Origin of the sequence: uncultured Mucilaginibacter sp. (assembly GCF_913773635.1) — a bacterium.
GTDB lineage: Bacteria > Bacteroidota > Bacteroidia > Sphingobacteriales > Sphingobacteriaceae > Mucilaginibacter.
Genome location: NZ_CAJYGQ010000011.1, coordinates 151,294 through 175,207 on the forward strand (window position 1 = coordinate 151,294; position 23,914 = coordinate 175,207).

Below are 23,914 nucleotides of genomic sequence, written 5' to 3' on the forward strand. Positions count from 1 at the left end.
ATGATTGTTTTAATTGATAATCGTTATTCACATAAATGTTAATAAATCTCTTAGTTACTAATTCTGATCAAGTTATTACAGTTTAAAGCTGGTGACTGTAAATGATTCCATCCCTCCTGTTGATTGATTATGTCGAAAACTCAGTGATAAGTGTGATTAGGGATATGCCCGACGAATAAAATACATAATCAGTAAGCTTTTTGTATTTTTGCAGTTATGGACATGTTTGACAACGCCGGTAAAACCGATATTGAAAAGTTAGGCGAATTTGGATTAATTGACCATTTAACTCAAAACATACAGCTTAAGCATAAAAGCACGGTTAAAGGTGTTGGTGATGATGCTGCAGTATTGAATTATGCCGATAAAAAGGTTTTGTTATCAACTGATATGCTTTTAGAAGGCATTCATTTTGATTTGGCATACACTCCGCTTAAACATTTAGGTTACAAAGCTATACAAGTTAACCTAAGCGATATTTGCGCCATGAATGCCCGGCCTACACAGGTTACCGTATCATTAGGCCTATCAAGCAAGTATACCCTGGAGGCTATTGAAGAACTTTACAGTGGCATATACCTGGCTTGCCAGCAGTATAATGTTGATATTATAGGCGGTGATACCACATCAAGCAAGCAGGGCTTAGTAATTAGTATAACTGTTTTAGGCGAAGCTGATGAAGCCGACATAACTTATCGCAACGGCGCAGAAGAAGGAGATTTGCTTTGCGTATCAGGCGATTTGGGCGGAGCCTATGTTGGTTTGCAGTTGTTAGAACGTGAAAAACTGGTTTACTTAGAAAACCCAAAAATTCAACCCGATTTAGAGGGTAAAGATTATATTATTGAGCGCCAGCTTAAACCCGAAGCACGGCATGATATTGTGCAATTGTTAAAAGATTTGAAGGTAAAGCCAACCTCAATGATTGATGTGTCAGACGGTTTAGCTTCCGAAATTTTACACCTTTGTAAGCAAAGCAATAAGGGTTGCCAGCTGTATGAAGAAAAAATTCCGGTTGACCCGATGACGTATGATACCGCACGTGAATTTAACCTTGATCCTACGGTTTGTGCTTTAAGCGGTGGTGAAGATTACGAACTGCTTTTCACCGTAAAGCAGGCTGACTATGATAAAATTAAGCATGATGTTGATGTAAGTATAATTGGTTACATTACTGAAGCATCGGCAGGTTGCCAGCTTATCTCTAAAGGCGGACAAGTGCATGAACTTAAAGCTCAGGGATGGAACGCTTTTAAAAAATAATCGTGTTATACATTCAAAAAAAAAGCCTGTGCAGGTTATTAACTTGCGCAGGCTTTTTCATTAATTCTTAACTTAAATACCCGGCTGTTGCTATATCCTCAAGCAGGCCCGGCCCTTGCGGTTTCCAGTTTAGTGCTTCACGGGTTTTGATACTGTCTGAGGGACAATTGATGGAAGCAAAGTGTGAAAACCATCCAAAATGCGCTGCAATATCATCACCGTTTTTATTTACCAAGGGTAAATTTAAACCATTGGCAATAACTGTTGCAATTTCTTTAAAAGGAATACCTTCTTCGCCAACAGCATGAAATACTTTAAGCTGCGGTTGTTTTTCCACAATAAGACGATAAACCGATGCAGCATCAGTACGGCTTACAGCCGGCCAACGATTGTTGCCATCACCTACGTAGGCCGATTCGCCTTTATCCCGCGCCATGTTAATAACCATGGGTACAAAGCCATAATCGCCGGCACCATGTACACTTGGCGGTAGCCGCACAATGTATACATTCACGCCTTTAGTGGCAACCTGCGCTGCTGCTTCCTCAGATGCCGCACGAGGGATTACATCTGAGCCGGCCGGAAGCGCGTCATCTTCGGTTACTAAACGATTATAGTTTAAAAGCCCTACTCCGGAGGTAATTACCAGTGGTTTATTAGTACCAGCAAGTAAATCACCCATTGTTTGAATCACAATTTTGTCGGCCTCACAACTTGCTTTGTATTGCAAAAAATCATGATTGAATGCAGTGTGTATAACCGCATCACAAACAGATATGCCTTGTTTTAAATGATCGGGGTTATTAACATCTCCTATCAACACTTCGGCACCCGCAGCCTTTACCTGTTCGGCACCTTTATCAGACCTTACAAGCCCTAAAACCTGGTGACCATGCTGTATTAAATCGTTGACAATGGCAGAGCCTACGAAACCTGAAGCTCCAGTTACAAATATTTTCATAGTAATATGTTTTATTAGCACAAAGGTGTAAGGCAAAGGCCTTGATAAACAAGGTCATTTGACCATAATTTAAATTACCGGGTTAATTGTGCGTGGCGTATGCGGGTAAGTGTTTTAAGTGATATGCCCAAATAAGCCGCAATCATGCGTAATGGTAAACGGGCAAGTAAATTTGGAAAACGCTGGATAAAATCTTCATACCTTTCTTCGGCAGAGGCGCTTAAAGTTGTTAACATACGTTGGCTGCTGTAGTATGTATTATTAGCAATTAGTTGCTCAGCCAATTCCTTTAAAGCAGGTACATTAACCAATAAGTGCTGAAAATCAGTTTTGCTCCACATAAGCACCTGGCTGGGTTCAATGGCCGATATGTTAATAACTGATGGTTCCTGCTTATCATAACTCTCCACATCCAGTGTCCAGCTGTTTTCAGGCGAAAACCTGAGGATATGTTCACTACCATCTGCCGATGCGCCGTAATTTCGCAATAAGCCAGATACTACAAACGTTTTGTGCTTACAAATATCACCGGCATCAAGCACGCTTTCATTTCGCTTTAAAACACGCAAAGTTGCCATACTGCTTACCAGTGCTATATCATTAGCCGTAAGGTTAGTATGGGTTTGAAGATAAGTTTCAAATTGGGGATGCATTACTCAAATTTATAAATAATATAACCTTGAAATCTAACAGCTAACAACATAAATGCTACTCATCTTCAAATAATGAGGTAAACTTCCCGTCAATTTGCTTGTTGGCTTTGGCGCCCAGCTTTTTAATTTTTTCGGCAGTAATAGTTAAGTTTCCACGGCCCTCACTAAGTTTGTTAAGGGCGCGCTCATACACATCCTGGGTTTGTTTAATATTGCGGCCTATACCATCCATATCAGTTAAAAAGCCAACAAATTTATCATACATTTCACCGCTTAGGCGCGCAATTTCCATTACGTTACGGTTTTGGCGCTCCTGCTTCCACATACTGGCAATAGTGCGCAGGGTAGCTAATAAGGTTGACGGACTAACAATTACCACCCGCTTATCCCAGGCATCGTTAAACAAATCAGCATCAAGCTGTATTGCAAAGCTGAAGGATGATTCAATAGGCACAAAAAGCAATACAAAATCGGGCGAGTTTATTCTCTGCAGGTCATGATAGTTCTTGGCCGATAAGCCATGTATGTGCTGCCTAATGGACTCTACGTGGGCTTTGGCATACAGTTTACGCTCGTCTTCCGTTTCAGCGTTCACAAGCCGCTCATAAGCTACCAGCGATACTTTAGAGTCAATCACCAGGTGTTTATCATCGGGCAGGTCAATAATGGCATCGGGCATAAAGCGGCTACCCTCTTGGTCTTGATGAGCAGCCTGCAGGCGATACTCGCGGTCTTTAATCAGTCCTGAACGCTCCAGTACTTTTTCGAGGATGAACTCGCCCCAGTTACCCTGCTTTTTATTATCTCCTTTGAGCGCTTTGGTAAGATTTTGCGCTTCGTTACTAATTTGCCTATTAAGGTCCATAAGCTGTGTAATAACCCCTTTTAAAGTATTACGGTCGGCAGCTTCCATGTTATAAACCTTTTCTACCTTATCTTCAAAAGCCTTCAGGTTTTCCTTGAGCGGGTTCAAAATATGATCTAACTGATGCCTGTTAACATCGGTAAACTCCCGTGATTTTTCTTTGAGAAGTTTTTCGGCTACGTTTTCAAATTCGCGCTGAAAATGCAAACGGGTTTGTTCCATTTCAGCTTTTTGCTCACGAAGTTTTTCCTGCTGCGCCTGGTAATATGAGCGGTTACTCTCAAGTGCCTGGTTGGCTTGAGCTAATGCCAAACGTTCGGCCTGTAATTGCGTAGTAAGCTTTTGATTTTCTTCCTTAAGTAGCTGAGCAATATTATTTTTCTCGGCTAGTATATTATTGATGCGTTCTTCGGCTACGCTGATTTTTATACGTAGATGATCATTATCAGCTTTTAGTTGGTTTAAATCACTATCAGAGAATTTGGCAGGCCTGCCTTTACTGATAACCCACAAAAGTGCAGCCAGCAAAAAAACTATAACTCCACCTAGTACCAATACTTCCATCTGATAATAATTTTAGCAAATGAAAGCAGTATTTATTAAAAATGCTAATTAAATTTATTGGCTACATACGGCGGCTGGTATCTATTGCCGGTGCCCCCTGGCTGCTGCCGGTTGTGCCTGTATCAGTTGAGCCTGTACCTGTAGCGTTACCCGCAGGATTGCCCGGAGATACTACGCCCACGCTATCAGCCGGGCCAGAACTACCATGGTTCATGCCGGAATCGGCCACATCACCACCGGTTTTACTGGTGGAGGCATTGCAGGCTGATAAAACCATAGCCGAAATTAACATGAGTAAACAGGCGGCTTTTTTCATAACGAGTTGTAAGTTATTTTAAAAAGCAACAGCCGCTATTGCAAATAGTTTAAAATAACTATTCTGCCTTTTCAACACGTAACCCTACATCGTTAATTGAACGTAAAGGATTATCGCGCATGTTTTGTTCAATTTCAAAATGGTAAACACCTTTTGCCGGGAAACGGTAATTAGTATTAAACGGAATTTGATAGCTGTACATACTGCCCGATCCCTTGCCTAACCATTCACCTGTTGGACTGGCCAGCTTAAGTTCAAACCGCGTAGGTGTCGTTTTTTTCAAACCTGGCCCGCTTTGGTAAAGCAGCATAAATATGTTAGAGTATTTATAATTGGCTGTTACCCGCAGGTTGAAATACAAATTGTACGCTACCGCCGGATCATCAATCTGTACATCAAACTTTATCTTATTACCATAGCTCCAGTTATGGTTAGCTACAGATTTGTTTTCGTCCATTACCCTGCCCGGATCGGTGCAGCCGCTTACTGTAGTTATTAACAAATAACCCAGTAATGAGTAACTTAATAACTTAACTAATTTCATGCCTGCGGGGCTTGTGGTTGCTGATTATTGTCGGGTTTATTACCGCCACCACCACGGTTTCGGTTTGGACGGTGCCTGCGGTTATTGCGTTTGTTAGGGTTTTCTGCCGCTTCAGCATTTGCTTCACCTTCAGATGTAACCGGCGACGGCTTTACAGCATCAGGGGCTGGTTTAGCCTGCTGTTGCCTGTTTGGATTCACCCTTTGCTGATTATTATTTTGCCGTTGCTGATTATTGCCGCCGCCCTGGTTTTGTTGAGCTTTGCGTTGCTCTGCATTTTGTTGTGGCTTACGCTGCTCCGCATTCTGTTGCGGTTGTTGTAGTTGGTTGCCGGTACCACCCTGAGCCGGTTTCTTCTTCTTTTTATTACGATTGCGATTTTGCTGGCCACGCTCGTCCAAACGGGTAAGGCTGTCTTGCCCTACTACGTTTTCATAATCAAGCACTTTAGCCGGTGCTGCTTTCTCTTCAACCTCCTCTAAGAAGTACTCAGGAGTAATGTTTTCCTTATTTAGTTTTTGAATTTCTTTAACACGTGAAATTGGCAAAGCTATCCAGTTTTCGGCACCGGGTAAGCTAAACCACATCATACGTTTAAAAATATCAGTTTTCTGCAGGCGGGCTTCCCCCTGTTCGGTACGCAAATAGTTTACATTATCAGGAATATGCTTAAGCGCATCCATATAGCTATCGAGCTCGTAATTGAGGCAGCATTTAAGCTTACCGCACTGTCCGGCCAGTTTAAGCGTATTTAGTGAAAGATTTTGATAACGCGCCGCAGATGTTGAAACTGTTTTAAAATCAGTTAACCAGGTTGAACAACATAACTCACGCCCGCAAGATCCAATACCGCCTAAACGGCTGGCTTCCTGTCGCATACCTATCTGTCGCATTTCAATGCGAATACGGAAGGCCTCAGCCATTTTCTTAATCAGTTCACGAAAATCAACGCGTCCTTCGGCAGTATAATAAAACGTAGCTTTGGTTTTATCGCCCTGGTAATCAACATCACTTATTTTCATTGATAAGTTAAGGTTTAATGCCAGTGTACGGGCCTTGTGCATGGTTTCCCACTCAAGGTCTTTGGCCAGTTTCCACTTATCAACATCAGCAGTTGATGCACGGCGATAGATTTTTTTAGTAACATCGGCCTCTTTAACATGGCGTTTGTGCATTTGCATGCGCACCAGTTCGCCCGTTAATGATACGTGGCCAATATCATAGCCACCGGTTGCTGTTTCAACCGCAACCAGTTCACCGGCTTCAAGGTATATATTATCAGCGTTTAGGTAAAAATCCTTACGCGAGCCTTTAAATTTAATCTCAACTATTTGGAAAGCTTTAAAGTTTGATGGCATATCCATATCTGACAGCCAATCATATACATCCAGCTTACTGCAGCCATTGGTCATGCATGATCCATTACTTTTGCAGCCAGCCGGCGTACATCCGCCTCCGGTTGAGCAACTTCCACATCCCATATCAGGTTATATATTGATTCCCTTGCGGGATAATTTTAAAATGTAATATTTTTATAATCTGCAAAGATACATCTAAAAACAAAATTTTAGGATTTGCATTTCGTTCCACGGCGTAATGCGCCTTCTCGAGCACGTTGGTTATAGCCTCGGTCATCTCAATGGTCATTACGGCCGACATTTTTTGTGCCGTTTCTTTTTCGGCAGCAGGCAAATGTACCAGCTCACCGGCGCCGCTTAATATAAGGCAGCACTCGCGTATATAATTAATGCCGTAGCGTATAAAGTTTTTTTGTGGTTCACGGCCTGCCTTGGCTATCTTCTCAACAAACTTCATCATTTCCAAACCTTTGTTGCTATAACATTTGCGCAACCAGTCTAAAAAATCCTGATGAAAACTGTTTGTTTCCTGGGTAAGCATGGTTAAGGCCTCGGTTAAGTTGCCACTGCTTAGGTAAGCCGCTTCTTCGGCGGTTTTGCCCGGTATACCTTTTTCATTAACCAAATAATCGCGTACATCGGTATAACCCAGCGTTGGTATTTTAACTAGTTGCGTACGCGATAATATGGTGTTTAATATCTGATCCTGGTTTTGTGCAACCAGTAGAAATACGGTATTAGGTTGTGGTTCTTCAATAATTTTAAGCAGCGTATTCCCTTCTTTATCCAAATATTCGGGCAGCCATAAAATCAAAATTTTATAAACGGATTCAAATGGCTTTAAACTCAGTTTTTTGATAATTTGATGGCACTCGGCAATGTTAATGTTTGCCTGTTTGTTTTCCGCTTCGAGGTATCCGCGCCATAAATCAAGACTTAGGTACGGATGTGTTAAAAGTGCTTCGCGCCATTGCTCAATAAAGCTGAGGGCGGTGTCGTTTTTATCTGAAGCAAAAAAGGGATATGAAAAGTGCAGGTCGGGGTGAACCAGTTTTTCGTACTTACGGCATGAGGCACATACACCGCACGAATCATGAGGCTGCTTGTCTTCACACGAGAGATATTGAGCATAAGCAACCGCCAACGCCAAACTACCCGAACCCTCGGGGCCCAAAAACAACTGGGCATGACTAACCCTGTTCTCCTGAACGGTGTTTAATAAACGTTGCTTTACAGCTTGCTGCCCTACTATCTCTTTAAACTGCATTGGTGCAAGATAGGGAATTTTTCCATTGCAGGACATGGCAACACCGGAGGCCGGATATTTTGTGATAATTAAATTAACTTTGTTCAATAGTTTATTAATAACAGCCCTTTGGCCACACACCTCCTGTAATATGCCCAGAATAATGGCTTTTGATTACGGTACCAAACGCATAGGCGTTGCCGTTACCGATCCGCTGCAAATGATAGCCACGGGGCTTGATACCATACACCCAAATCAAATTGTTGATTATTTAAAAAGGTACCTGCAAACCGAGCAGGTTGAACTTTTTATAGTAGGCGAACCTAAGCAAATGGACAATACACCATCACAATCTGCCATGCATGTTAAGGGTTTTGTTAATTTGTTGAAAAAGACTTTTCCTGATACGCCTGTTGAAATGATGGACGAACGCTTTACCTCAAAAATGGCATCGGCGGCTATACTGGCGGGCGGTGTAAAAAAATCAGGCAGGCAGGATAAGGGTTTGGTTGATACCGTGTCGGCCGTTATACTATTGCAATCGTGGATGGAGCGGAAGTCGTTTGGATTTTAAACCTTGCCCATGTACCCCTGGCTTACCGAAATTGTTGCTGCTATATTGTTGGGTGCTTTACCCCTGTTGTTTACATACAAGCCAACCAAAGCAGATAACTATTTAAGCTTTGCCGACCTCAAACATAAGTACCAGAAGTGGGAATGGTTTGGCCTTATACCCTTAATCATTTTTTTGCCGCTTATGATATGGGCCATTGGTCAGTTACTGCAATACCTTATGCAATGGGAAGCTGATGATAACCCCCGCATAAAGTATCAGCTGTTTATTGATCATGACTTATGGTATATTCCGGCGCTTTTTATGGCTGTAAGCCTTATTTATTTTCCAATTAGGATTGTTTACAGCATTATTTTAACCAGTGTGGAATATACCGAATATACTTTGTTTACCAACCTGAAACATGGTTATGACGGTATGAAGGTGTTTAGGCAAATGGCGTGGGTGGCTGGTGTAATAGCCTTGGTGATGATTTTTTTCATGAGCGACTATTACATCAAAATATGGAATTATAAAATAGAGGTTAACAAGTTCAAGGGTACAGGTGTAAAGGAATACAACTTTAAACAGGTAAAGAAAATAACCTATGTAGAATACACCCGATCGGGCGAGGAAGGTAACGTGCTAACTCAGGATCCCCCATTATCATATTTTATTTACCGATGGTAACGTATGGGATACTGGAAAAGGTTTGCATTATAATAGACACCAGCCGGAGATTATGGATTTTTTAAGTAAGCGCTCCAATGTGCATATTGATACGCTTGCAACTGAGTAGCAGTTAATAACTAAAAAGGAGAGCTTTAAAGCTCTCCTTTTTGATTGTAATTTAGTGATGTGCTGATAGTGAAAGATCAATTGAAGTACCAGGATCGCCGGGGATATAAACGTTTTGAAATACAAAATCGCTGTTATCAGTGTTTTTATCCCAGTAGTAAGGTGCCTGATTCTCATTATTAGCATCAGTGAAACTGCACACTGCATCAAAGTAATAATTGTTAGCATAGCTTTGATTGTGTACAGTTACAGTGTAAGTGCCTTGCGGTATACCCGACCATGAGTAGTCATAAGACGAACCATAATTAAAACCGTAAGGATCGGTATTCAATGTGTAGGTATTGGTACCATCATCAAACGTTACCGTCCAATGAATAAAAGACGTGCCTTGCGGTAAGTAAATGTTGAAATATATCCTGGTGTAATTAAATGCCTTATTAGCTTCGGCCAGCTTATGATGCTTGGTCAAATATGCAATAGAAAACGGCGTTCCCCAGTGTTGCTTTTGCTGCTTGTTATGAGCAGCCATTGAGTTACTGAATGCGATGGTAACCAGTAACAAGCTTACTGTAAACACATAAACAAGTTTTTTCATGATAATAATTTCTAATTATTAATAATTTATCAGTTGTGTGAATTAATTATGAGCCGCCAGGTAAATGTTAATGAAGGAGTTAGTACCTCCGGACACATAAATATTTTGGAATACAAAATCAGAGTAGTCTGTATGCTTATCCCAAATGTAAGGCGACTGCGGTTGTCCGTTAGCATCAACATAATCTAGTATAGCATCAAAAATGTATGTATTAGCATAACCGTTGCTATGTATGGTAACTGTGTACGTTCCCTGCGGAATATCTGACCATGAATCTTCGTAATAAGGAGGGTTATAGTAACCATAAGGATCAGTTTGAAGTTCATACGTATTCGTTCCATCATCAAAAGTTATTGTCCAATACGTTAAATAAGTATTTGGCGGAAGGTAGGCCGTAAAATATATTTTGGTGTTGTCAAAGGCCTTGTTGGCTTCAATCAGCTTGTGATTCTTAGCCAAATAATTTATAGAGTACGGCGTTCCCCAGTGTTGCTTTTGCTGCTTGTTATGAGCAGCCATAGAGTCGCTGAAGGCAATTGCAATCAGTAACAAGCTTACTGTAAACACATAAACAAGTTTTTTCATAATAATAATTTCTGTTGTGAATGATTTGTTACCTGTGTAAATTATTGATGAGCTGAGAGGCTCATTCCTATTGATGTATTCGGATCGCCGGGTACATAAACGTTTTGAAATACAAAGTCTGAGTAGTCGGTGTTTTTATCCCAGAAGTAAGGTGACTGTGATTGGCTGTTAGCATCAACAAAGTCTAAAACAGCATCAAATAAGTAACCGTTGCCATATCCATTGTTATGTATGGTAACAGTGTAGGTACCTTGCGGAATACCCGACCATGAATCTTCATAATATGGCGGATTGTAATGAGCGTAAGGGTCGGTGTTAAAGGTGTAGGTATTTATGCCATTATCAAATGTTACCGTCCAATAAGTGAAATAAGTGTTTGGCGGAAGGTAAATATTGAAATAAACAGTTGTATAATTAAACGCCTTGTTAGCTTCAATTAATTTGTGATGTTTAGCCAAATAAGCTATCGAGTATGGCGTTCCCCAATGTTCATTTTGTTTTTTGCCGGTTGACGCCCATGATGTGTTAACAGCTATAACCATAAACAATATGCTTAGGGTTAGCAGGTAATTAAGTTTTTTCATAATAAATACAGGTTTAAAAATTTGTGATTAAGAATGGAATGGCTAGTAATACATTTCAAAATGGGGATGTCCGCGGGTGTTGAACTCCACGCAAAAGACACGGCTTTGCCATGGAAGTGGCGCTCCTGATGCTGATGTTTTCATGAAGATAGGTTAGTAGGTAATTGGTTTATTTACATCAAAGCTACTTAAGGCAGGAGTTAATATATTGACAGTTATTATCAATATTATATAGTATGTTGTCATAAAGGTTAAATAATTAACTAAACTGATATCTAGGTTTTCCCTCTTTGGTGTTGCTTTAAAAAACACCGACATTTGCCTAATGGAAATACTTAACCATGATTTGCAGGCTTACCTTGAAACTCATTGCGACCCTGAACCCGAGGCGCTGAAAAAAATAAACCGCGAAACGTATTTAAAGCAGTTAAAGCCAAACATGCTGAGCGGGCATTATCAGGGCCGGTTGCTAAGCATGTTAAGCAAACTGGTACAGCCAAAGCTTATTTTAGAGATAGGAACTTTTACGGGTTATGCCACTATTTGCCTGGCCGAAGGGCTTGCGGAGGGTGGTAAAGTACACACCATTGAAGTGAACCGTGAACAAGAAGAAACGCTTAGAAACAATTTCGAACTAGCTGACGTACAAGACTGTATACAACTTTACATTGGGGATGCCAGGGATGTGTTATTTGGATTATCAGAAAATATTTACGACCTTGCATTCATCGACGCGGATAAAAAAAGCAATTTAGCTTACTTCGAGTTGATCATTGACAAAATACGACCGGGAGGTTTAATAATAATTGATAACGTTTTGTGGAAAGGAAAAGTGTACGGAGACGCTAAAGACAACGACACCGAACTTTTCAGAAAACTAAATGACACCATTGCTGTTAGTACACAGGTTGAAAAACTGATACTCCCTGTGCGCGACGGCGTGCTTGTCATCAGAAAAAAGTAAATTATGAAGAAAATCTTACTGATTGCCTGTTTGTTATCTTCGGCTTTTGCGGCCTCGGCACAGAACACTTCAAAATCCTATGTGGATAAGTTCAAAGATAATGCCATTCGCATAATGCACGAGAGCGGTGTGCCGGCAAGCATCATTTTAGCTATAGCTATGCATGAAAGCGCCAGCGGAAACAGCAAACTTGCCCGTACTCAAAACAATCACTTCGGAGTAAAAGGCAGAAGCCCTGTATCTTATACAGGTCGTAAGAAAACCAAATCGGCCTACAAACAATACGACTCAGCAACAGACTCTTTCCAGGATTTTGCCCGCATCATGACCGAGCGTAAGCAATTCAGCCATCTTTCGCAATCACTTTCACATTATGATTACAAAAGCTGGGTTAAAGGAATACAACGCAGCGGTTATGCCAGCAGTAAAAGGTGGGGTTCGCAGGTTTTAGGCTTAATTAAAAGGTATGATTTGCATGCCTATGATGAGCAGCCCGATTCTGTAAAGGCCGCCGAACCTAAAAGACAATAAAAATATCATTAAAGTTTAATACCCGTCATTGCGAGGTATGAGGCAGTCACTGAACTATGCTTGTCAAAGGCATCCTTCGTACAGAGATTGTTTTATATGTTGCAATGACTTTTTTATATAACAGCATTTTAATTTCCCGTGGTTAAAAACATAGCTTACTTATTTATAATTACCTTATTGTTATCGGCTTGTTCATCGCGTCGTAAAACGGTTTACACTCCTCCCCGTACTCCTGGCAATACTACTGTAAATAAACCTGCACCCGAGGTAAAGCGCAACCCCGAGTACAAAAAGAATAATGAGCGGGTACAAAAAGAAAATCAGCCTGTAGCGGGTACAACTGCGGTTACAAGCTATACCGTAGCAACTTACATTGAACGTTTTAAAGCTATTGCTATAAAAGAAATGAATCTTTATGGTATACCGGCCAGTATAACCCTTGCGCAAGGGTTACAGGAGTCGGGCTTTGGTAATGGTGAGTTAGCCCGTTATGCCAACAACCACTTTGGTATTAAATGCACAAGTGACTGGACAGGTCGCAGCTATTATAAAGATGATGATAAAGTTGACGACTGTTTTAGGGTATACAGCAACCCGGAAGAGTCGTACCGTGATCATTCAGAGTTCTTAAAACGCAAACGTTACGCTATGCTTTTCGAGTTAGATAAAAATGACTACGTTGGCTGGGCATACGGTTTGAAACAATGCGGTTACGCTACTAACCCTAAATATCCTGAACTACTTATCAATACTATAAAGAAGTACGGACTTGATCAGTATGACCGCCCGGAAGGAGAAGTGCAAAAAATACGTCGTGAAGACCGGGTACTGGCCGAAATAAATCAAAATAGTACAAATCCTCAAAAAGATACCATTGTGAAGGCGCAGCCCGTTGTAAAAGTTCACACCGTAAGCACCGGCGACACTTTGTATAACATATCAAAACGCTATGCACTCACTGTTGAAGAGCTGAAGGCGCTTAATAATATGAACGATAATAATATTAAGATTGGGCAGCAACTGATTATAGCAAAGTAACAACTGGTTTAACAGAGCTGTTAAAAAACGTTAAATTTATCAAACTCAGTACGTTTGTTTTGTTTATAATTTAAACCTTTGTTCCCCGTTAAATTCTGAGTTATTGATGAGATATTGGCTATTGTTGCTTTTTTGTTTTACAGCACCGGCCTTGTTTGCGCAAGACAAACAGGTTGCGGGTCTTGTGTTTGACAAGGATAGCAAGGAGCGTATAGCCAAAGTCAACATCCGTAACCTACGTAACGGCCAGTCGGTATATAATACCCTTAAGGCTGATTTTAAAATAAGCGCCCGCCCTGGTGATGCCCTGGTAATAAGTAAGCAAAATTACTTTAACGATACCGTGCGAGTACCTGCCACCGGTGATATGGCGGTATACCTTAAAGCCAAAAGCATTATGCTTAAAGAGGTAAACGTACGCGATACCATACTCACCGCCGACCAAAAGTTACAGGAAACCCGCAAAGCATATTCTAAAATTTATGGCTCATTAGCACATAAGGATATTTTAAGCATTGGGCCTAACGGTGCCGGAATAGGTATTGATGCTATCTGGAACATGTTAAGCCGCAGCGGACGTAATGCCACACATTTGCGCGAACTTATTGAGCAGGATTACAAGTTAAACGTAATAGACCAACGTTTTAGTAAAAAACTGGTACAACAGGTAACCGGTTTGCAAGATCCTCAACTATCTAGCTTTATGGCCCGCTATCGGCCCAGTTACTATATGGTAACCACCGCCAGTGATTACGAATTTATTAACCAAATTAAATCAAACCTTAAACGCTTTCAGCGTAACCCTAACGCGCCGGGTTATGTGCCGCTCACGCCATGAAGTTTCCGGTTATTGTTGTAAGCAGCCTTAAAGTTGATGGAATGGCCCTGTTTCCGTTTATACTGGTACGTACACAAGTATTAAAGAATGATGTAGTGTTAATAAGGCACGAAACCATACATTTAATGCAGGCAGCCGAGCTGCTGGTTATACCATTTTACTTACTTTACTTGTTAAATTATCTTGTTAACAGGTTAAAATACAACAACCGTTATACTGCTTATGAGCAAATTGTTTTTGAACGCGAAGCTTACCGTTTTGAGCGTGATGCCCAATATTTAAGTAAGCGAAAACTTTGGGCATGGGTAAGCTGTTTTAAATGATACTTCAAGAAATTCAATTCAAATTTTTATCCGTTGCGCATTTTTCGTTTAATTTGTTGTAATATGTTGAGAACTGCACTCACGTTTATGTCTGCCTTTGTGTTTATGTGCGCCACGGCTTTTGCCCAGCAAACCGATAGCTTGCGCCGTGCCGACAGCCTGCAACGCATTGCGCTTAATTTACAGCGAACGACCGACAGCCTTCGCCGTGCCGACAGTTTGCGCCGCGATAGCATTAAGATAGATACCAATCTTATTAACAGGTATCGTATTAGTCCGCGCCGTAATGCTGTACCCCGCCAGTTGAGGCCAATCATTGTAACTCCCGAGTACATGCCCGTTAGTATGATGGATTATAAAATAAGCTATTGGCACAAAACGGCTATTATAGGTATCAATTTCAATCAATCAAGCTTTAGCAATAACTGGACGGGTGGTGGTGTAAACTCTTTTGCTATAAACGGTAATATTGATTACAAGCTGGAGTACAATAAGCAGCCATTTGTGTTTACTACCCAGTTGGTATTGCTTTACGGCAGATCGAAAAACAAGGAGCAGCTACCCCGCAAAACCAACGACCGTATTTTTTGGGATAATAAACTGGCCACACAATTATCTAAATCGTGGTTCTTCTTCGGGTCATTAAGTTTTGAATCGCAATTTGATAAGGGTTTCAGGTACGACGCAAATAAGCCTCCTGTACTTATATCGCAGTTTATGGCTCCAGGTTATATAACCGAATCATTCGGTTTTGAGTACAAGCCTAACAACTGGTTTGATTTACGTATTGGTACCGGTACCGCGCGTCAAACTTTTGTACTTAATGATGGCATTGAGTACTCCGGAAATCCGCCAAAGGCATACAACGTACAACTTGGAAGATCAGTTTATAACGAGCTTGCATTCCAGGCAGTTGCCTTGTTTGATAAAGAAGTTATGCAAAATTTGCGTTTAACATCACGTTATCAAATATTTGTGCCTTACGGTCGTGGTGCACAAAATATTGATCATCGCCTGGATTTAACAATTGCTGCAAAAGTTAACCGCCTGGTTGCAGTTACAGTAACAGGCGTTGCTATTTACGACAGAGATGCCTTTGTAAACCGTACCGATACCCAGCCCGGCATACAGGCCAGCGAAAACCTTGCCTTAGGTATTATTTACCGGTTCCCGTAAGGTGTTTTACATTGAATGGACTCCTAATTTAATAGCGCATCAGGTTTGTAAAGCCATTTGCGCAAATAAACGCTAACTCCAAAGACTGCGCAACAATATATTAGAGGTTATTAAATATATTGTAAATAGGGCATAAGTTTTAAACGGTAACTATGCCGTTTAAAACTGAGTTAATGGATTATTGCGGCTTTACTACTACCTCATCTGCAACCGGCCTGCGGTTAAAACCAGGCGATTTGGTGACCACAAATACCGGCTTATTACGCTTATCAGCACTTTTCACCATTTTATAATCACCGGTTTGCATGTAGCTCATTACTTGTTTAAGCTCTAAAATCTTGCCTTTTTCATCCTTATATATAGGTGGTTCGGTGGTTCTGCCGCTACCATCAACAGTTACCGTTGTTGGTATTCGCTTTATGGTTTGCGCCACTGTTGCAGTTGTGGTAAATGTAATTAAGATCAAGCTAAGTGTTAAGTAGGTTTTCATTGACTGTTTTTTAGCAAGGTACAATAAAAGTTAAAAATAACTAAATATTTAGTTATTATTTTAACCTCGCTTTCTGTTGGTTAATTGTGGCTTTGTATACAACCTACGGCAAAAAACAATACCTTTGTAAGCTCAAAATAAAGCAGTATTTATCAGCATGTTTGAAAATCTTTCCGATAAGTTAGACAGGGCGTTTAAGGTTCTGAAAGGCCAGGGAACTATTACCGAGATTAACGTGGCCGAAACCATGAAGGAAATTAGAAAAGCCTTATTGGATGCCGACGTAAACTATAAAACCGCCAAAGCCTTTACAGATGATGTAAGGCAAAAGGCATTAGGTGAGAACGTGCTCACTACCATATCGCCGGGGCAATTGCTCACCAAAATCATGAATGATGAGCTTACGGCGCTTATGGGTGGTACCACTGCCGAATTAACTTTTCCGGCAACGCCTACTATTATTTTAATTGCAGGTTTAAACGGTGCCGGTAAAACAACCTTTACAGGTAAGCTGGCCAACTTCCTTAAAACGCAGAAAAATAAAAAGCCTTTACTGGTTGCTGATGATGTTTACCGCCCTGCTGCAATAACGCAATTACAGGTTTTAGGTGAGCAGATAGGTGTTCCGGTTTATGCTAACCTCGAAAGTAAAGACCCTGTAGCCATAGCCCTTGAGGGTATTGCTCAGGCTAAGCAAAACGGCAATAACGTAGTTATAATTGATACCGCCGGCAGGTTGGCTATTGATGAGGCTATGATGCAGGAAATTGAGCAGGTAAAAGCTGCCGTCAATCCACACGAGATACTGTTTGTGGTTGATGCCATGACCGGTCAGGATGCTGTGAACACTGCTAAGGTGTTTAACGACCGCTTAGACTTTACCGGCGCTGTATTAACCAAGTTGGATGGTGATACCCGTGGTGGTGCTGCACTATCTATTAAATCGGTTGTAAACAAGCCGATTAAATTCATTGGTACGGGCGAAAAAATGGAGGCTTTAGACGTTTTCCACCCCGACCGTATGGCCTCGCGTATTTTGGGCATGGGCGACGTGGTATCACTCGTGGAACGTGCGCAACAGCAGTTTGATGAAAAACAAGCTGCCGAACTGCAAAAGAAGATTCGTAAAAATAAGTTTGATTTTAACGACTTCTACAGCCAGATACAGCAGATCAAGAAAATGGGTAACATGAAAGATTTGATGGGTATGATACCTGGCGTGGGCAAAATGATGAAAGACGTTGAGATTGGTGATAATGCCTTTAAATCAATTGAGGCCATCATTCAGTCCATGACTCCGCATGAAAAAGCTAACCCTGATGCTATTAATCAAAGCCGCCGTGCACGTATAGCAAAAGGTTCGGGTACTGATTTGCAGGAAGTAAACCGCTTAATAAAGCAGTTTGAAGATATGCGGAAAATAATGAAGCAAGTAAGCAACCCCGCAGCCATGGCCAACATGATGCGCCGGATGCCGAAGATGTAATAGAATAAACAGAAAAGCCGCTTTTAAAGCGGCTTTTCTGTTTGTTGGAATATTTACGGATTACCTGCACCGCCTGATGCACCGTAGATTTGCCCTGTAGCATAGCTTGCGGTTCCATCAGCTAACTGAACATATATAGAGGCTAACTCACCCGGCTGACCCGGACGGCCTAGTGGTGTTTGTCCGCCAAACATTTTGAGTTTTTCCATAGTGGCGCCACCGCTCACTTGCAGAGGTGTCCATATAGGGCCTGGTGCTACGCCATTTACACGTATACCCTTTTCGGCCAGTTGCTTGGCTAATGATTTCACCGAACTCATATTAGCTGCCTTAGTTTGCGCGTAATCATATAATTCGGCCGAAGGATCATAAGCCTGCTCGGATGTAGTAAAAATGATTGCAGAGCCTGGTTTAAGGTGCGGTACGGCTGCTTTAGTGGTCCAAAACGGCGCGTAAATATTAGTTTTCATAGTAGCATCAAAATCATCTGAAGATACCTCTAAAATGCTTTTGCGTGTTTGCTGACGGGCGGCATTATTTACCAGTATGTCCAGTCCGCCTAAACCTTGTACAGCTTGCTCAACTAATCTTTTGCAAAAGTCTTCGCTTTTTAAATCGCCCGGTATGGCTACTGCTTTACGGCCTGCAGCCTTTATTAAAGCAACTACTTCTTTAGCGTCTTCCTCCTCATTAGGCAAGTAATTGATAGCTACGTCGGCGCCCTCGCGTGCATAAGCAATGGCTGCTGCGCGGCCCATACCCGAGTCGCCCCCGGTAATAAGTGCTTTACGCCCCATAAGCCTGCCCGAACCTTTGTACCACTTTTCACCATGATCTGGCCGTGGTTCCATTTTGCTGGCTAAGCCAGGCCAAGGCTGTGATTGTTCTTTAAATGGAGGCTTCGGAAAGCGTGTAGTGGGATCTTCCAGAGGTGCTATTGTTAAATTATCAGCCTGCGGCTGCGATGTTTGAGTTGACCCGAATACCGGCGACACTGCCGCGGCGGCTATTCCGGCTCCCAAGCCGCCAACTATTTGCCGGCGGGTAAGTTTATCTGATTGGTTCATACTGATGTACCTGTTTGTAAGGTATAACCAACCGTTAAATATGGTGTTTTATAATTTGTTAAATTATTTTCCGTTTAGGCAAAATCATTTTGAATATGCTTTTGTGTTTTTTGATGCTCACTAAAAATCAGACATACAATCAGTGGGGGTATTATTCAGGATAAAAGCGGGAGATTTTATAATAAAAAAACGCCCCGGATATCATCCGGGGCGTTTCATTTAAACATTCATTTAAACTATAACTGGCTGGTTATTTCAGTTGATAAAGGCTTTACGTTTGAACGGTAGCGGTGAATAAGTTTGCCGTTCTCATCAATTAAAAACTTTTCAAAGTTCCATTTAATATCTCCGGTAAAATCAGGGTTCTCCTGTGTGGTAAGATACTGGAACAGAGGCGCAATATCTAACCCTTTAACGCTCACTTTTTCGCTTAAAGGGAAAGTTACACCAAAGTTTTTCTCGCAAAATGCTTTAATATCACCATTTGAGCCTGGCTCCTGTCCATTGAAGTTATTGGCAGGAAAGCCAACAACCACTAATTTATCTTTATACTGATCAGCAAGTTTTTGTAATTCAGTATATTGTGGTGTATAACCGCATTTTGATGCTGTATTTACAATCAATAGTTTTTTGCCTTTATATTTCTTTAAATCAAATGCTTTACCGTCAATATTCTTTAGTTTAAAATCATAAACGGTAGATGGTGCTGTAAAAAGCAGGGCAAGCATTAATGCTAAAATCTTCATGTTAAATGTTAGTTTTTGTTAAATAAAGGTAGCTAAACAAAAGGCAATCAAAAAGCTTTTTTTGCCAGATATTCGTTTTCTTTATCAGTCATCAACTGCTTATCGGCAGGCTTCTTATCCAGGTATCCGAGCAAATGCAATGCACCATGAATAATAACTCTATGTAGCTCATTGTCAGCCTCGACATTAAACTTAACAGCGTTTTCCTGCGTGCGGTCAACAGATACAAATATGTCACCAGTTATAATGCCCTCCTGTTCAGAGTTGTCAAAGGTTACTATATCTGTGTAAGTATCGTGATTTAGGTACTGACGATTTATCTGCAAAAGATATTCATCAGAGCATAAAATATAATTAAGCTCCCCTAATTTGTAGCCTTCGCTAATTATGGTATCCTTTATCCAGCGTTTAAGCTGTAGCTTATTTTTTAGTTTATAAGCGGTATCTTCTAAAAAAAAGTTAATAGCAGCCATTTACAATTTAAAGTGCAGCTCTACCTCATTCCCTTTTGCATTAAATATGCACTGATCGGCCAAATGCTTCAATATAAACACTCCCCTACCGGTAAGTTTCTCCAGGTTTTCCTCGGCGGTAGGATCAGGCAAATCGTTAAAGTCAAAACCTTCACCTTCATCGGTAATAGTCCATATAGCACGTTTACTATCAACGTCGGCATTAACAATTACCTTTTTATCGGCATTGAGTTTATTACCATGTACAATAGCGTTTATTGCTGCCTCGTTAAGGCAGGTCATCATGTTGGCAAAAGTATCCTCGCTAACTTTAAATTTATCTGCGATCTCCTCAATCAGGGCCTCAAGCTGTGTTATGCTCTCGTACGTTGACGGAAGTTGCAGTGTAAACAGCTCCCCTGTTTGAACACCGTCTGATTGAATATTATTTTGCATTGAGTTGGTCAAAGTAACGTTTAATTTTTTGTTTGTAATAAAAATTTAAAGCAGGCGGCACAGTTTGTATTTGCTCAGTTTGCTTTGCTTTTAAGCGCTCATATTCCTGCAAAGCTTTTATATAACCCGGGGGTGTATCTTTTCCAACCCTGCTTTCCCGCTGCTTATCCTGTTCCCGTTCCTGCTCTGCTTTTTCAGCATCAAGCAGGCGGTTTTGAATTTGCCGCTGCCTTATTAACGATTCCTCCGTGATTTTCTTGTTTACGAGATCGCTTTCAGTTTGTTCCATTTCTTTCGAAATTTTGTCGAGGTTGCCAAGTTTACCTGTTCCGTCTTTATTTTGCTGCCTGTTAAGCTCTTGCAGTTGTTGCCTAATTAATTGCTGCTGCCGCGCCATGCGTGCCATTTGCTCGCTTATGCTGCTGCGTTGCTGCTGGCTTTGCCCTTTGGCGCTCTCACCCTGGTTACCCTGCTGCTGCATTTGTTCGCGCATTTTTTGCATGTTTTTATTGAGTTGCTGCTGCATTTGACTCAGTTGCTGCAATGATTGCTGCTTTCCGCTTTTACCGCCTTTGCTGCTTGCATTTTGCAAATTGTCTAATGCTTCGCTAAGCAGCAGTGCAAGGTTGTTCATGGCAGTCATTGCATATTGCTGGCTGCGGTTTGCTTCGGGTGTACGCCTATCACCTAACAGCTCGAGCGCTTTATCAATATTTGTGTTAATTGCAGTTACTTCCTGGTTAACGGTTGATTGTATTTGTGGTATACGGCGACTTAAGGCATACAAAGTGTCCTCTGCTGTTTTTAAATTATCCTTAATATTCTTCTGTTTTTGAGCCATGCCAACGTACATCGGGTCGTTTCCACTCATTACTTTAAAAGCCTGCATTACCTTTTCCTGTTCAAAAGAGCTGGTAACTAACACTTTTAACAATTCGCGCAGCTGTTGAGCATTAGCCATATTCTCTTCCTGTTCACCCTCCTGCTGATCTTGCTGCATTTTTTGTGCCATTTGCTGCATTTGCTGTGCTGCCTGCTGTTGTGACCTGGCGGCTTTCGACTTATCGTTTTTTTGCAATTGCTGCCGGCTGTTGTCCATTTCGCGGTTTATTTCCTCCTGCTTTTTTTCATCGGGGTTGAAATTATTTTTTTGCTCCAGCTGCTCATTCGATTTTTTAAGATCGTTTAATGACTTTTGCACGGCATCAAAATTTTTCTTCAATTCCTCCTGCTCTTTGAGCAATTGCTGCATATTAGCACCAGGCTGTTTTGTTTTTTCAGATAGCGATTGTTGTTGTTCAGCCAGCTTTTGCAACTCATTAATATTTTGATTGAGTTTTTGTTCAAACTCCAGTTGCTTATAAAGCTCAAGCATACGATCGAGTTCTTTTTTCAAAGATTTATTATCGTTCTGCATTTTTGAAAGCTCACTTCGCGCACCATCTTTCTGATCTTTTTGAATCATTTGCTGCAACTTATTGAGCATGTCCTGAGTTTTTTCGTCAAGTACATGGTTCAGCAAATCTTCCATTTGCTTTTGCTTCTCCTGTAATTCAGGGCTTTGCTTTTGGTTTTCTTCGCGGTTGTAGCGGTCTCGTTTATTATCGGCCTGTATATCTTTAACCAATTGGTTCAACTCATTTTTTCGGCGCAATAAATCTTCTATTTGCTTTTTTTCTTCAAAAGTTAATGAGTTTTTATTTAGCAGCAACTGGTTAAGTTTTTGTGCATCGCGCTCAACCTGTGCAGCTAATTTTACGGCCGATTGCATTTTTTGCTTTGTAGCTTCGCTATTGGCATCTAATTGACCGGCAAGCTCTTTTTGCGTAGGTACCTGTAATGTTCGTTCATTTGAACGAACGGTTTTCGGGCCGGTTACGGCATCATTATCAGTTACTTCAAAGTAATAGCTTACCTCTGCCCCGGGTTCAATATTCAAATCTTTTAGGTTCCAGTAGTAAAAAAAGTTTGATTGGTTTGAACTTAAATCGGCCTTTACGGAGCGAACGGTGTTTTGTGATTTATTCCCCGGTTTCCTCACATTAAAATGAAACTTCAAAGCAATAAAGCCATGATCATCATGAATATCGCCGGTAAAATAAATTGCTTTGCTGCTTATGGAGTCTTGCTTTTGCTCTACATTTATGGAGGGCATTTCATCGGCAATAACGTTAATCCGGTATTGTGCTTTATCTCCCTCATTAACATGGTTGCCTTGAGGGGTAAGACTGTATGTTGTAGCCTTTATAATACGTTGGTTGTATTTAAACTCACCTTCTTTGTATGGTTGCAGTTGTTTGGGTTGCTCATCTATTACAAATTTCAGGGCTGATGAATTAGCAGTATGTAGATACCAGTTTACCGTAGTACCTGCAGGAATGGTAAGATCGCCGGCGTTATTAAGCCTTTCACTGGTTTTATGTAAATATGCCGGATACTGCAGTTGGGCATCAAAGCTTAGCAAAGATGGTTTGAGACCAACTTTTATTTCATAAGGCTGTGAGCTAAAACCATTTGCCAAAATACGGAATGATGTATTTTGCTGAAGGTTGGTAAACGTGTAATGAAAAGCAGAAAGGCTTTCTTTATCAATTTTAAAGGTATTATTACCGGTTTGGACATAGACATTTGCCGGTAGGTTGTTGCCTTCAAGCTTAATGTTGAGTTTAAAATCGGCTCCTTGTACCGCTTTTAAGCTTTTGTTTAATATTACAAACTTGAAAGGGGCCGCAGGTTCAAAATGTTTATCGTGCTCAATAAGTCTTTTTGTACTCTCGGTCAATATAGAAGGCGCAATAAGCGATATTACAATAATTAATGTTAATGGTAAGGCAATCCATTTAAGATAGTGCTTGTTTTGGCCAAGGTTTATGGCCGATGGAAAACTAACCGGTGTTAACGCAGCAATTTTTTGATTAATACTTGCCTCAAGCAACTGGTAGCTTTGATGACTTTGCTGAGCTTGTTTTTTAAGCTGTAGTGTGTTAAGCAGTTTATCTTTTACATCAGTAAAATGTTCACCAATAATTTCCGCTGCCTCATCATGCGTAAGTGTTTTTCCTAACCTGAAATAAGCTAAAAGCGACGGTATAACCAGCAGTGCAATTAACGCAAGGTTAAGCAATATAAATGCATAAAATAGTACGGTACGCAATACCGTATTAAAATTGCCAAAATGCTCAAGTAAAACAATGGTTAGGTATGCACTGAAGAGTCCTGCGCCCAGAAAAATAAGTCCCCTTAATAAGTTGTTAAGATAATACCTCTTTATAAAAGCATTCACCTTACTTATTAATTGGGTATAACTATCGGGCGTTTGCATACTATTGCTACTAAAGTATGGAATATAAATTTAAACGAAAATTTTAAAAAAGTATTTGCTTACATAGCAGTCATTAAAAATTTTCAAGGTTTAAATTGCAGGGATTTTAAAAATGCACTTAATGGTTAAACTTTTTAATT

Annotated in this window: 26 protein-coding genes; 10 read left to right on the top strand and 16 right to left on the bottom strand. The window is 40.9% G+C overall.

All coding sequences use genetic code 11. The features are described 5' to 3' along the window. Positions 1-222 precede the first annotated feature (222 nt). Complete coding sequence (gene thiL / locus QZ407_RS14080) at positions 223-1,263, top strand: thiamine-phosphate kinase (RefSeq protein WP_295772391.1); 1,041 nt, start codon at positions 223-225, stop codon at positions 1,261-1,263. A gap of 67 nt (positions 1,264-1,330) precedes the next feature. Here thiL and QZ407_RS14085 read toward each other — a convergent pair whose 3' ends face one another. The 7 genes from QZ407_RS14085 to QZ407_RS14115 form a co-directional block, all read right to left on the bottom strand. Further along, positions 1,331-2,224, bottom strand: coding sequence for an SDR family oxidoreductase (locus tag QZ407_RS14085; RefSeq protein WP_295772190.1), 894 nt, complete (start codon positions 2,222-2,224; stop codon positions 1,331-1,333). 74 nt (positions 2,225-2,298) lie between these two features. After that, on the bottom strand, positions 2,299-2,877 hold the full coding sequence (locus tag QZ407_RS14090) for a Crp/Fnr family transcriptional regulator (RefSeq protein ID WP_295772192.1): 579 nt from the start codon (positions 2,875-2,877) through the stop codon (positions 2,299-2,301). 55 nt (positions 2,878-2,932) lie between these two features. Continuing rightward, positions 2,933-4,306 carry a DNA recombination protein RmuC gene (gene rmuC / locus QZ407_RS14095; protein ID WP_295772195.1) on the bottom strand — a complete coding sequence of 458 codons (1,374 nt, stop codon included), beginning with the start codon at positions 4,304-4,306 and terminating at the stop codon, positions 2,933-2,935. Positions 4,307-4,367: 61 nt separating this feature from the next. Continuing rightward, positions 4,368-4,622, bottom strand: coding sequence for a hypothetical protein (locus QZ407_RS14100; RefSeq protein ID WP_295772197.1), 255 nt, complete (start codon positions 4,620-4,622; stop codon positions 4,368-4,370). A 58-nt stretch (positions 4,623-4,680) separates the two neighbouring features. Next, the gene (locus QZ407_RS14105; protein ID WP_295772199.1) at positions 4,681-5,166 is read right to left on the bottom strand and encodes a gliding motility lipoprotein GldH; all 486 of its coding nucleotides are present in this window, start codon (positions 5,164-5,166) and stop codon (positions 4,681-4,683) included. After that, complete coding sequence (gene ricT, locus QZ407_RS14110; RefSeq protein ID WP_295772201.1) at positions 5,163-6,647, bottom strand: regulatory iron-sulfur-containing complex subunit RicT; 1,485 nt, start codon at positions 6,645-6,647, stop codon at positions 5,163-5,165. Before ricT ends, QZ407_RS14105 begins: the two co-directional genes overlap by 4 nt. Position 6,648: 1 nt before the next feature. Continuing rightward, positions 6,649-7,791 carry a hypothetical protein gene (locus QZ407_RS14115; protein WP_295772203.1) on the bottom strand — a complete coding sequence of 381 codons (1,143 nt, stop codon included), beginning with the start codon at positions 7,789-7,791 and terminating at the stop codon, positions 6,649-6,651. A 130-nt stretch (positions 7,792-7,921) separates the two neighbouring features. Between QZ407_RS14115 and ruvX the strand changes: the two genes are divergently transcribed. Then, positions 7,922-8,344 (top strand): Holliday junction resolvase RuvX, encoded by a 423-nt coding sequence (ruvX, locus tag QZ407_RS14120; RefSeq protein WP_157540343.1) that lies wholly within the window; start codon positions 7,922-7,924, stop codon positions 8,342-8,344. Between the two features lie 9 nt (positions 8,345-8,353). Further along, positions 8,354-9,013, top strand: a complete 660-nt coding sequence (locus tag QZ407_RS14125; RefSeq protein ID WP_295772205.1) for a hypothetical protein — start codon at positions 8,354-8,356, stop codon at positions 9,011-9,013. 160 nt (positions 9,014-9,173) lie between these two features. Here QZ407_RS14125 and QZ407_RS14130 read toward each other — a convergent pair whose 3' ends face one another. Genes QZ407_RS14130 through QZ407_RS14140 form a run of 3 tightly spaced genes read right to left on the bottom strand, consistent with a single transcriptional unit; the run spans position 9,174 to position 10,885 of the window. After that, the gene (locus QZ407_RS14130; protein ID WP_295772206.1) at positions 9,174-9,716 is read right to left on the bottom strand and encodes a hypothetical protein; all 543 of its coding nucleotides are present in this window, start codon (positions 9,714-9,716) and stop codon (positions 9,174-9,176) included. 42 nt (positions 9,717-9,758) lie between these two features. Then, on the bottom strand, positions 9,759-10,301 hold the full coding sequence (locus QZ407_RS14135; protein ID WP_295772207.1) for a hypothetical protein: 543 nt from the start codon (positions 10,299-10,301) through the stop codon (positions 9,759-9,761). Positions 10,302-10,342: 41 nt separating this feature from the next. Then, positions 10,343-10,885 (bottom strand): hypothetical protein, encoded by a 543-nt coding sequence (locus tag QZ407_RS14140; RefSeq protein WP_295772208.1) that lies wholly within the window; start codon positions 10,883-10,885, stop codon positions 10,343-10,345. Between the two features lie 325 nt (positions 10,886-11,210). On the opposite strand from QZ407_RS14140, the gene QZ407_RS14145 reads away from it, so the two are divergent. From QZ407_RS14145 to QZ407_RS14170, 6 genes are all read left to right on the top strand, one after another. Beyond that, positions 11,211-11,849: an O-methyltransferase gene (locus tag QZ407_RS14145; RefSeq protein ID WP_295772210.1), complete on the top strand. Its 639-nt coding sequence runs from the start codon at positions 11,211-11,213 to the stop codon at positions 11,847-11,849. 3 nt (positions 11,850-11,852) lie between these two features. Then, positions 11,853-12,380, top strand: a complete 528-nt coding sequence (locus QZ407_RS14150; protein ID WP_295772212.1) for a glucosaminidase domain-containing protein — start codon at positions 11,853-11,855, stop codon at positions 12,378-12,380. 138 nt (positions 12,381-12,518) lie between these two features. After that, positions 12,519-13,418 (top strand): glucosaminidase domain-containing protein, encoded by a 900-nt coding sequence (locus tag QZ407_RS14155; protein WP_295772215.1) that lies wholly within the window; start codon positions 12,519-12,521, stop codon positions 13,416-13,418. A gap of 151 nt (positions 13,419-13,569) precedes the next feature. Continuing rightward, on the top strand, positions 13,570-14,256 hold the full coding sequence (locus QZ407_RS14160; protein ID WP_295772217.1) for a hypothetical protein: 687 nt from the start codon (positions 13,570-13,572) through the stop codon (positions 14,254-14,256). Then, positions 14,253-14,579 carry a hypothetical protein gene (locus QZ407_RS14165; RefSeq protein ID WP_295772220.1) on the top strand — a complete coding sequence of 109 codons (327 nt, stop codon included), beginning with the start codon at positions 14,253-14,255 and terminating at the stop codon, positions 14,577-14,579. Before QZ407_RS14160 ends, QZ407_RS14165 begins: the two co-directional genes overlap by 4 nt. 87 nt (positions 14,580-14,666) lie before the next feature. Next, positions 14,667-15,755 carry a DUF3078 domain-containing protein gene (locus tag QZ407_RS14170; protein WP_295772222.1) on the top strand — a complete coding sequence of 363 codons (1,089 nt, stop codon included), beginning with the start codon at positions 14,667-14,669 and terminating at the stop codon, positions 15,753-15,755. A 178-nt stretch (positions 15,756-15,933) separates the two neighbouring features. Here QZ407_RS14170 and QZ407_RS14175 read toward each other — a convergent pair whose 3' ends face one another. After that, positions 15,934-16,245, bottom strand: a complete 312-nt coding sequence (locus QZ407_RS14175) for a hypothetical protein (RefSeq protein WP_295772224.1) — start codon at positions 16,243-16,245, stop codon at positions 15,934-15,936. Between the two features lie 157 nt (positions 16,246-16,402). Here QZ407_RS14175 and ffh point away from each other — a divergent pair, with 157 nt between their 5' ends. Beyond that, entirely contained in the window at positions 16,403-17,731 is a 1,329-nt protein-coding gene (gene ffh, locus QZ407_RS14180; protein WP_295772225.1) for a signal recognition particle protein, read from the top strand. 53 nt (positions 17,732-17,784) lie between these two features. On the opposite strand, the gene QZ407_RS14185 is transcribed toward ffh, so the two are convergent. The 5 genes from QZ407_RS14185 to QZ407_RS14205 form a co-directional block, all read right to left on the bottom strand. Continuing rightward, positions 17,785-18,798: an SDR family oxidoreductase gene (locus QZ407_RS14185; protein ID WP_295772228.1), complete on the bottom strand. Its 1,014-nt coding sequence runs from the start codon at positions 18,796-18,798 to the stop codon at positions 17,785-17,787. A gap of 236 nt (positions 18,799-19,034) precedes the next feature. Next, positions 19,035-19,544 carry a glutathione peroxidase gene (locus tag QZ407_RS14190; RefSeq protein ID WP_157540355.1) on the bottom strand — a complete coding sequence of 170 codons (510 nt, stop codon included), beginning with the start codon at positions 19,542-19,544 and terminating at the stop codon, positions 19,035-19,037. Between the two features lie 47 nt (positions 19,545-19,591). After that, positions 19,592-20,017: an rRNA maturation RNase YbeY gene (gene ybeY / locus QZ407_RS14195; protein WP_295772230.1), complete on the bottom strand. Its 426-nt coding sequence runs from the start codon at positions 20,015-20,017 to the stop codon at positions 19,592-19,594. Further along, positions 20,018-20,452, bottom strand: coding sequence for an ATP-binding protein (locus QZ407_RS14200; protein WP_198171427.1), 435 nt, complete (start codon positions 20,450-20,452; stop codon positions 20,018-20,020). Next, positions 20,442-23,774, bottom strand: a complete 3,333-nt coding sequence (locus QZ407_RS14205) for a DUF4175 family protein (RefSeq protein WP_295772233.1) — start codon at positions 23,772-23,774, stop codon at positions 20,442-20,444. Before QZ407_RS14205 ends, QZ407_RS14200 begins: the two co-directional genes overlap by 11 nt. Positions 23,775-23,914: the final 140 nt, after the last annotated feature.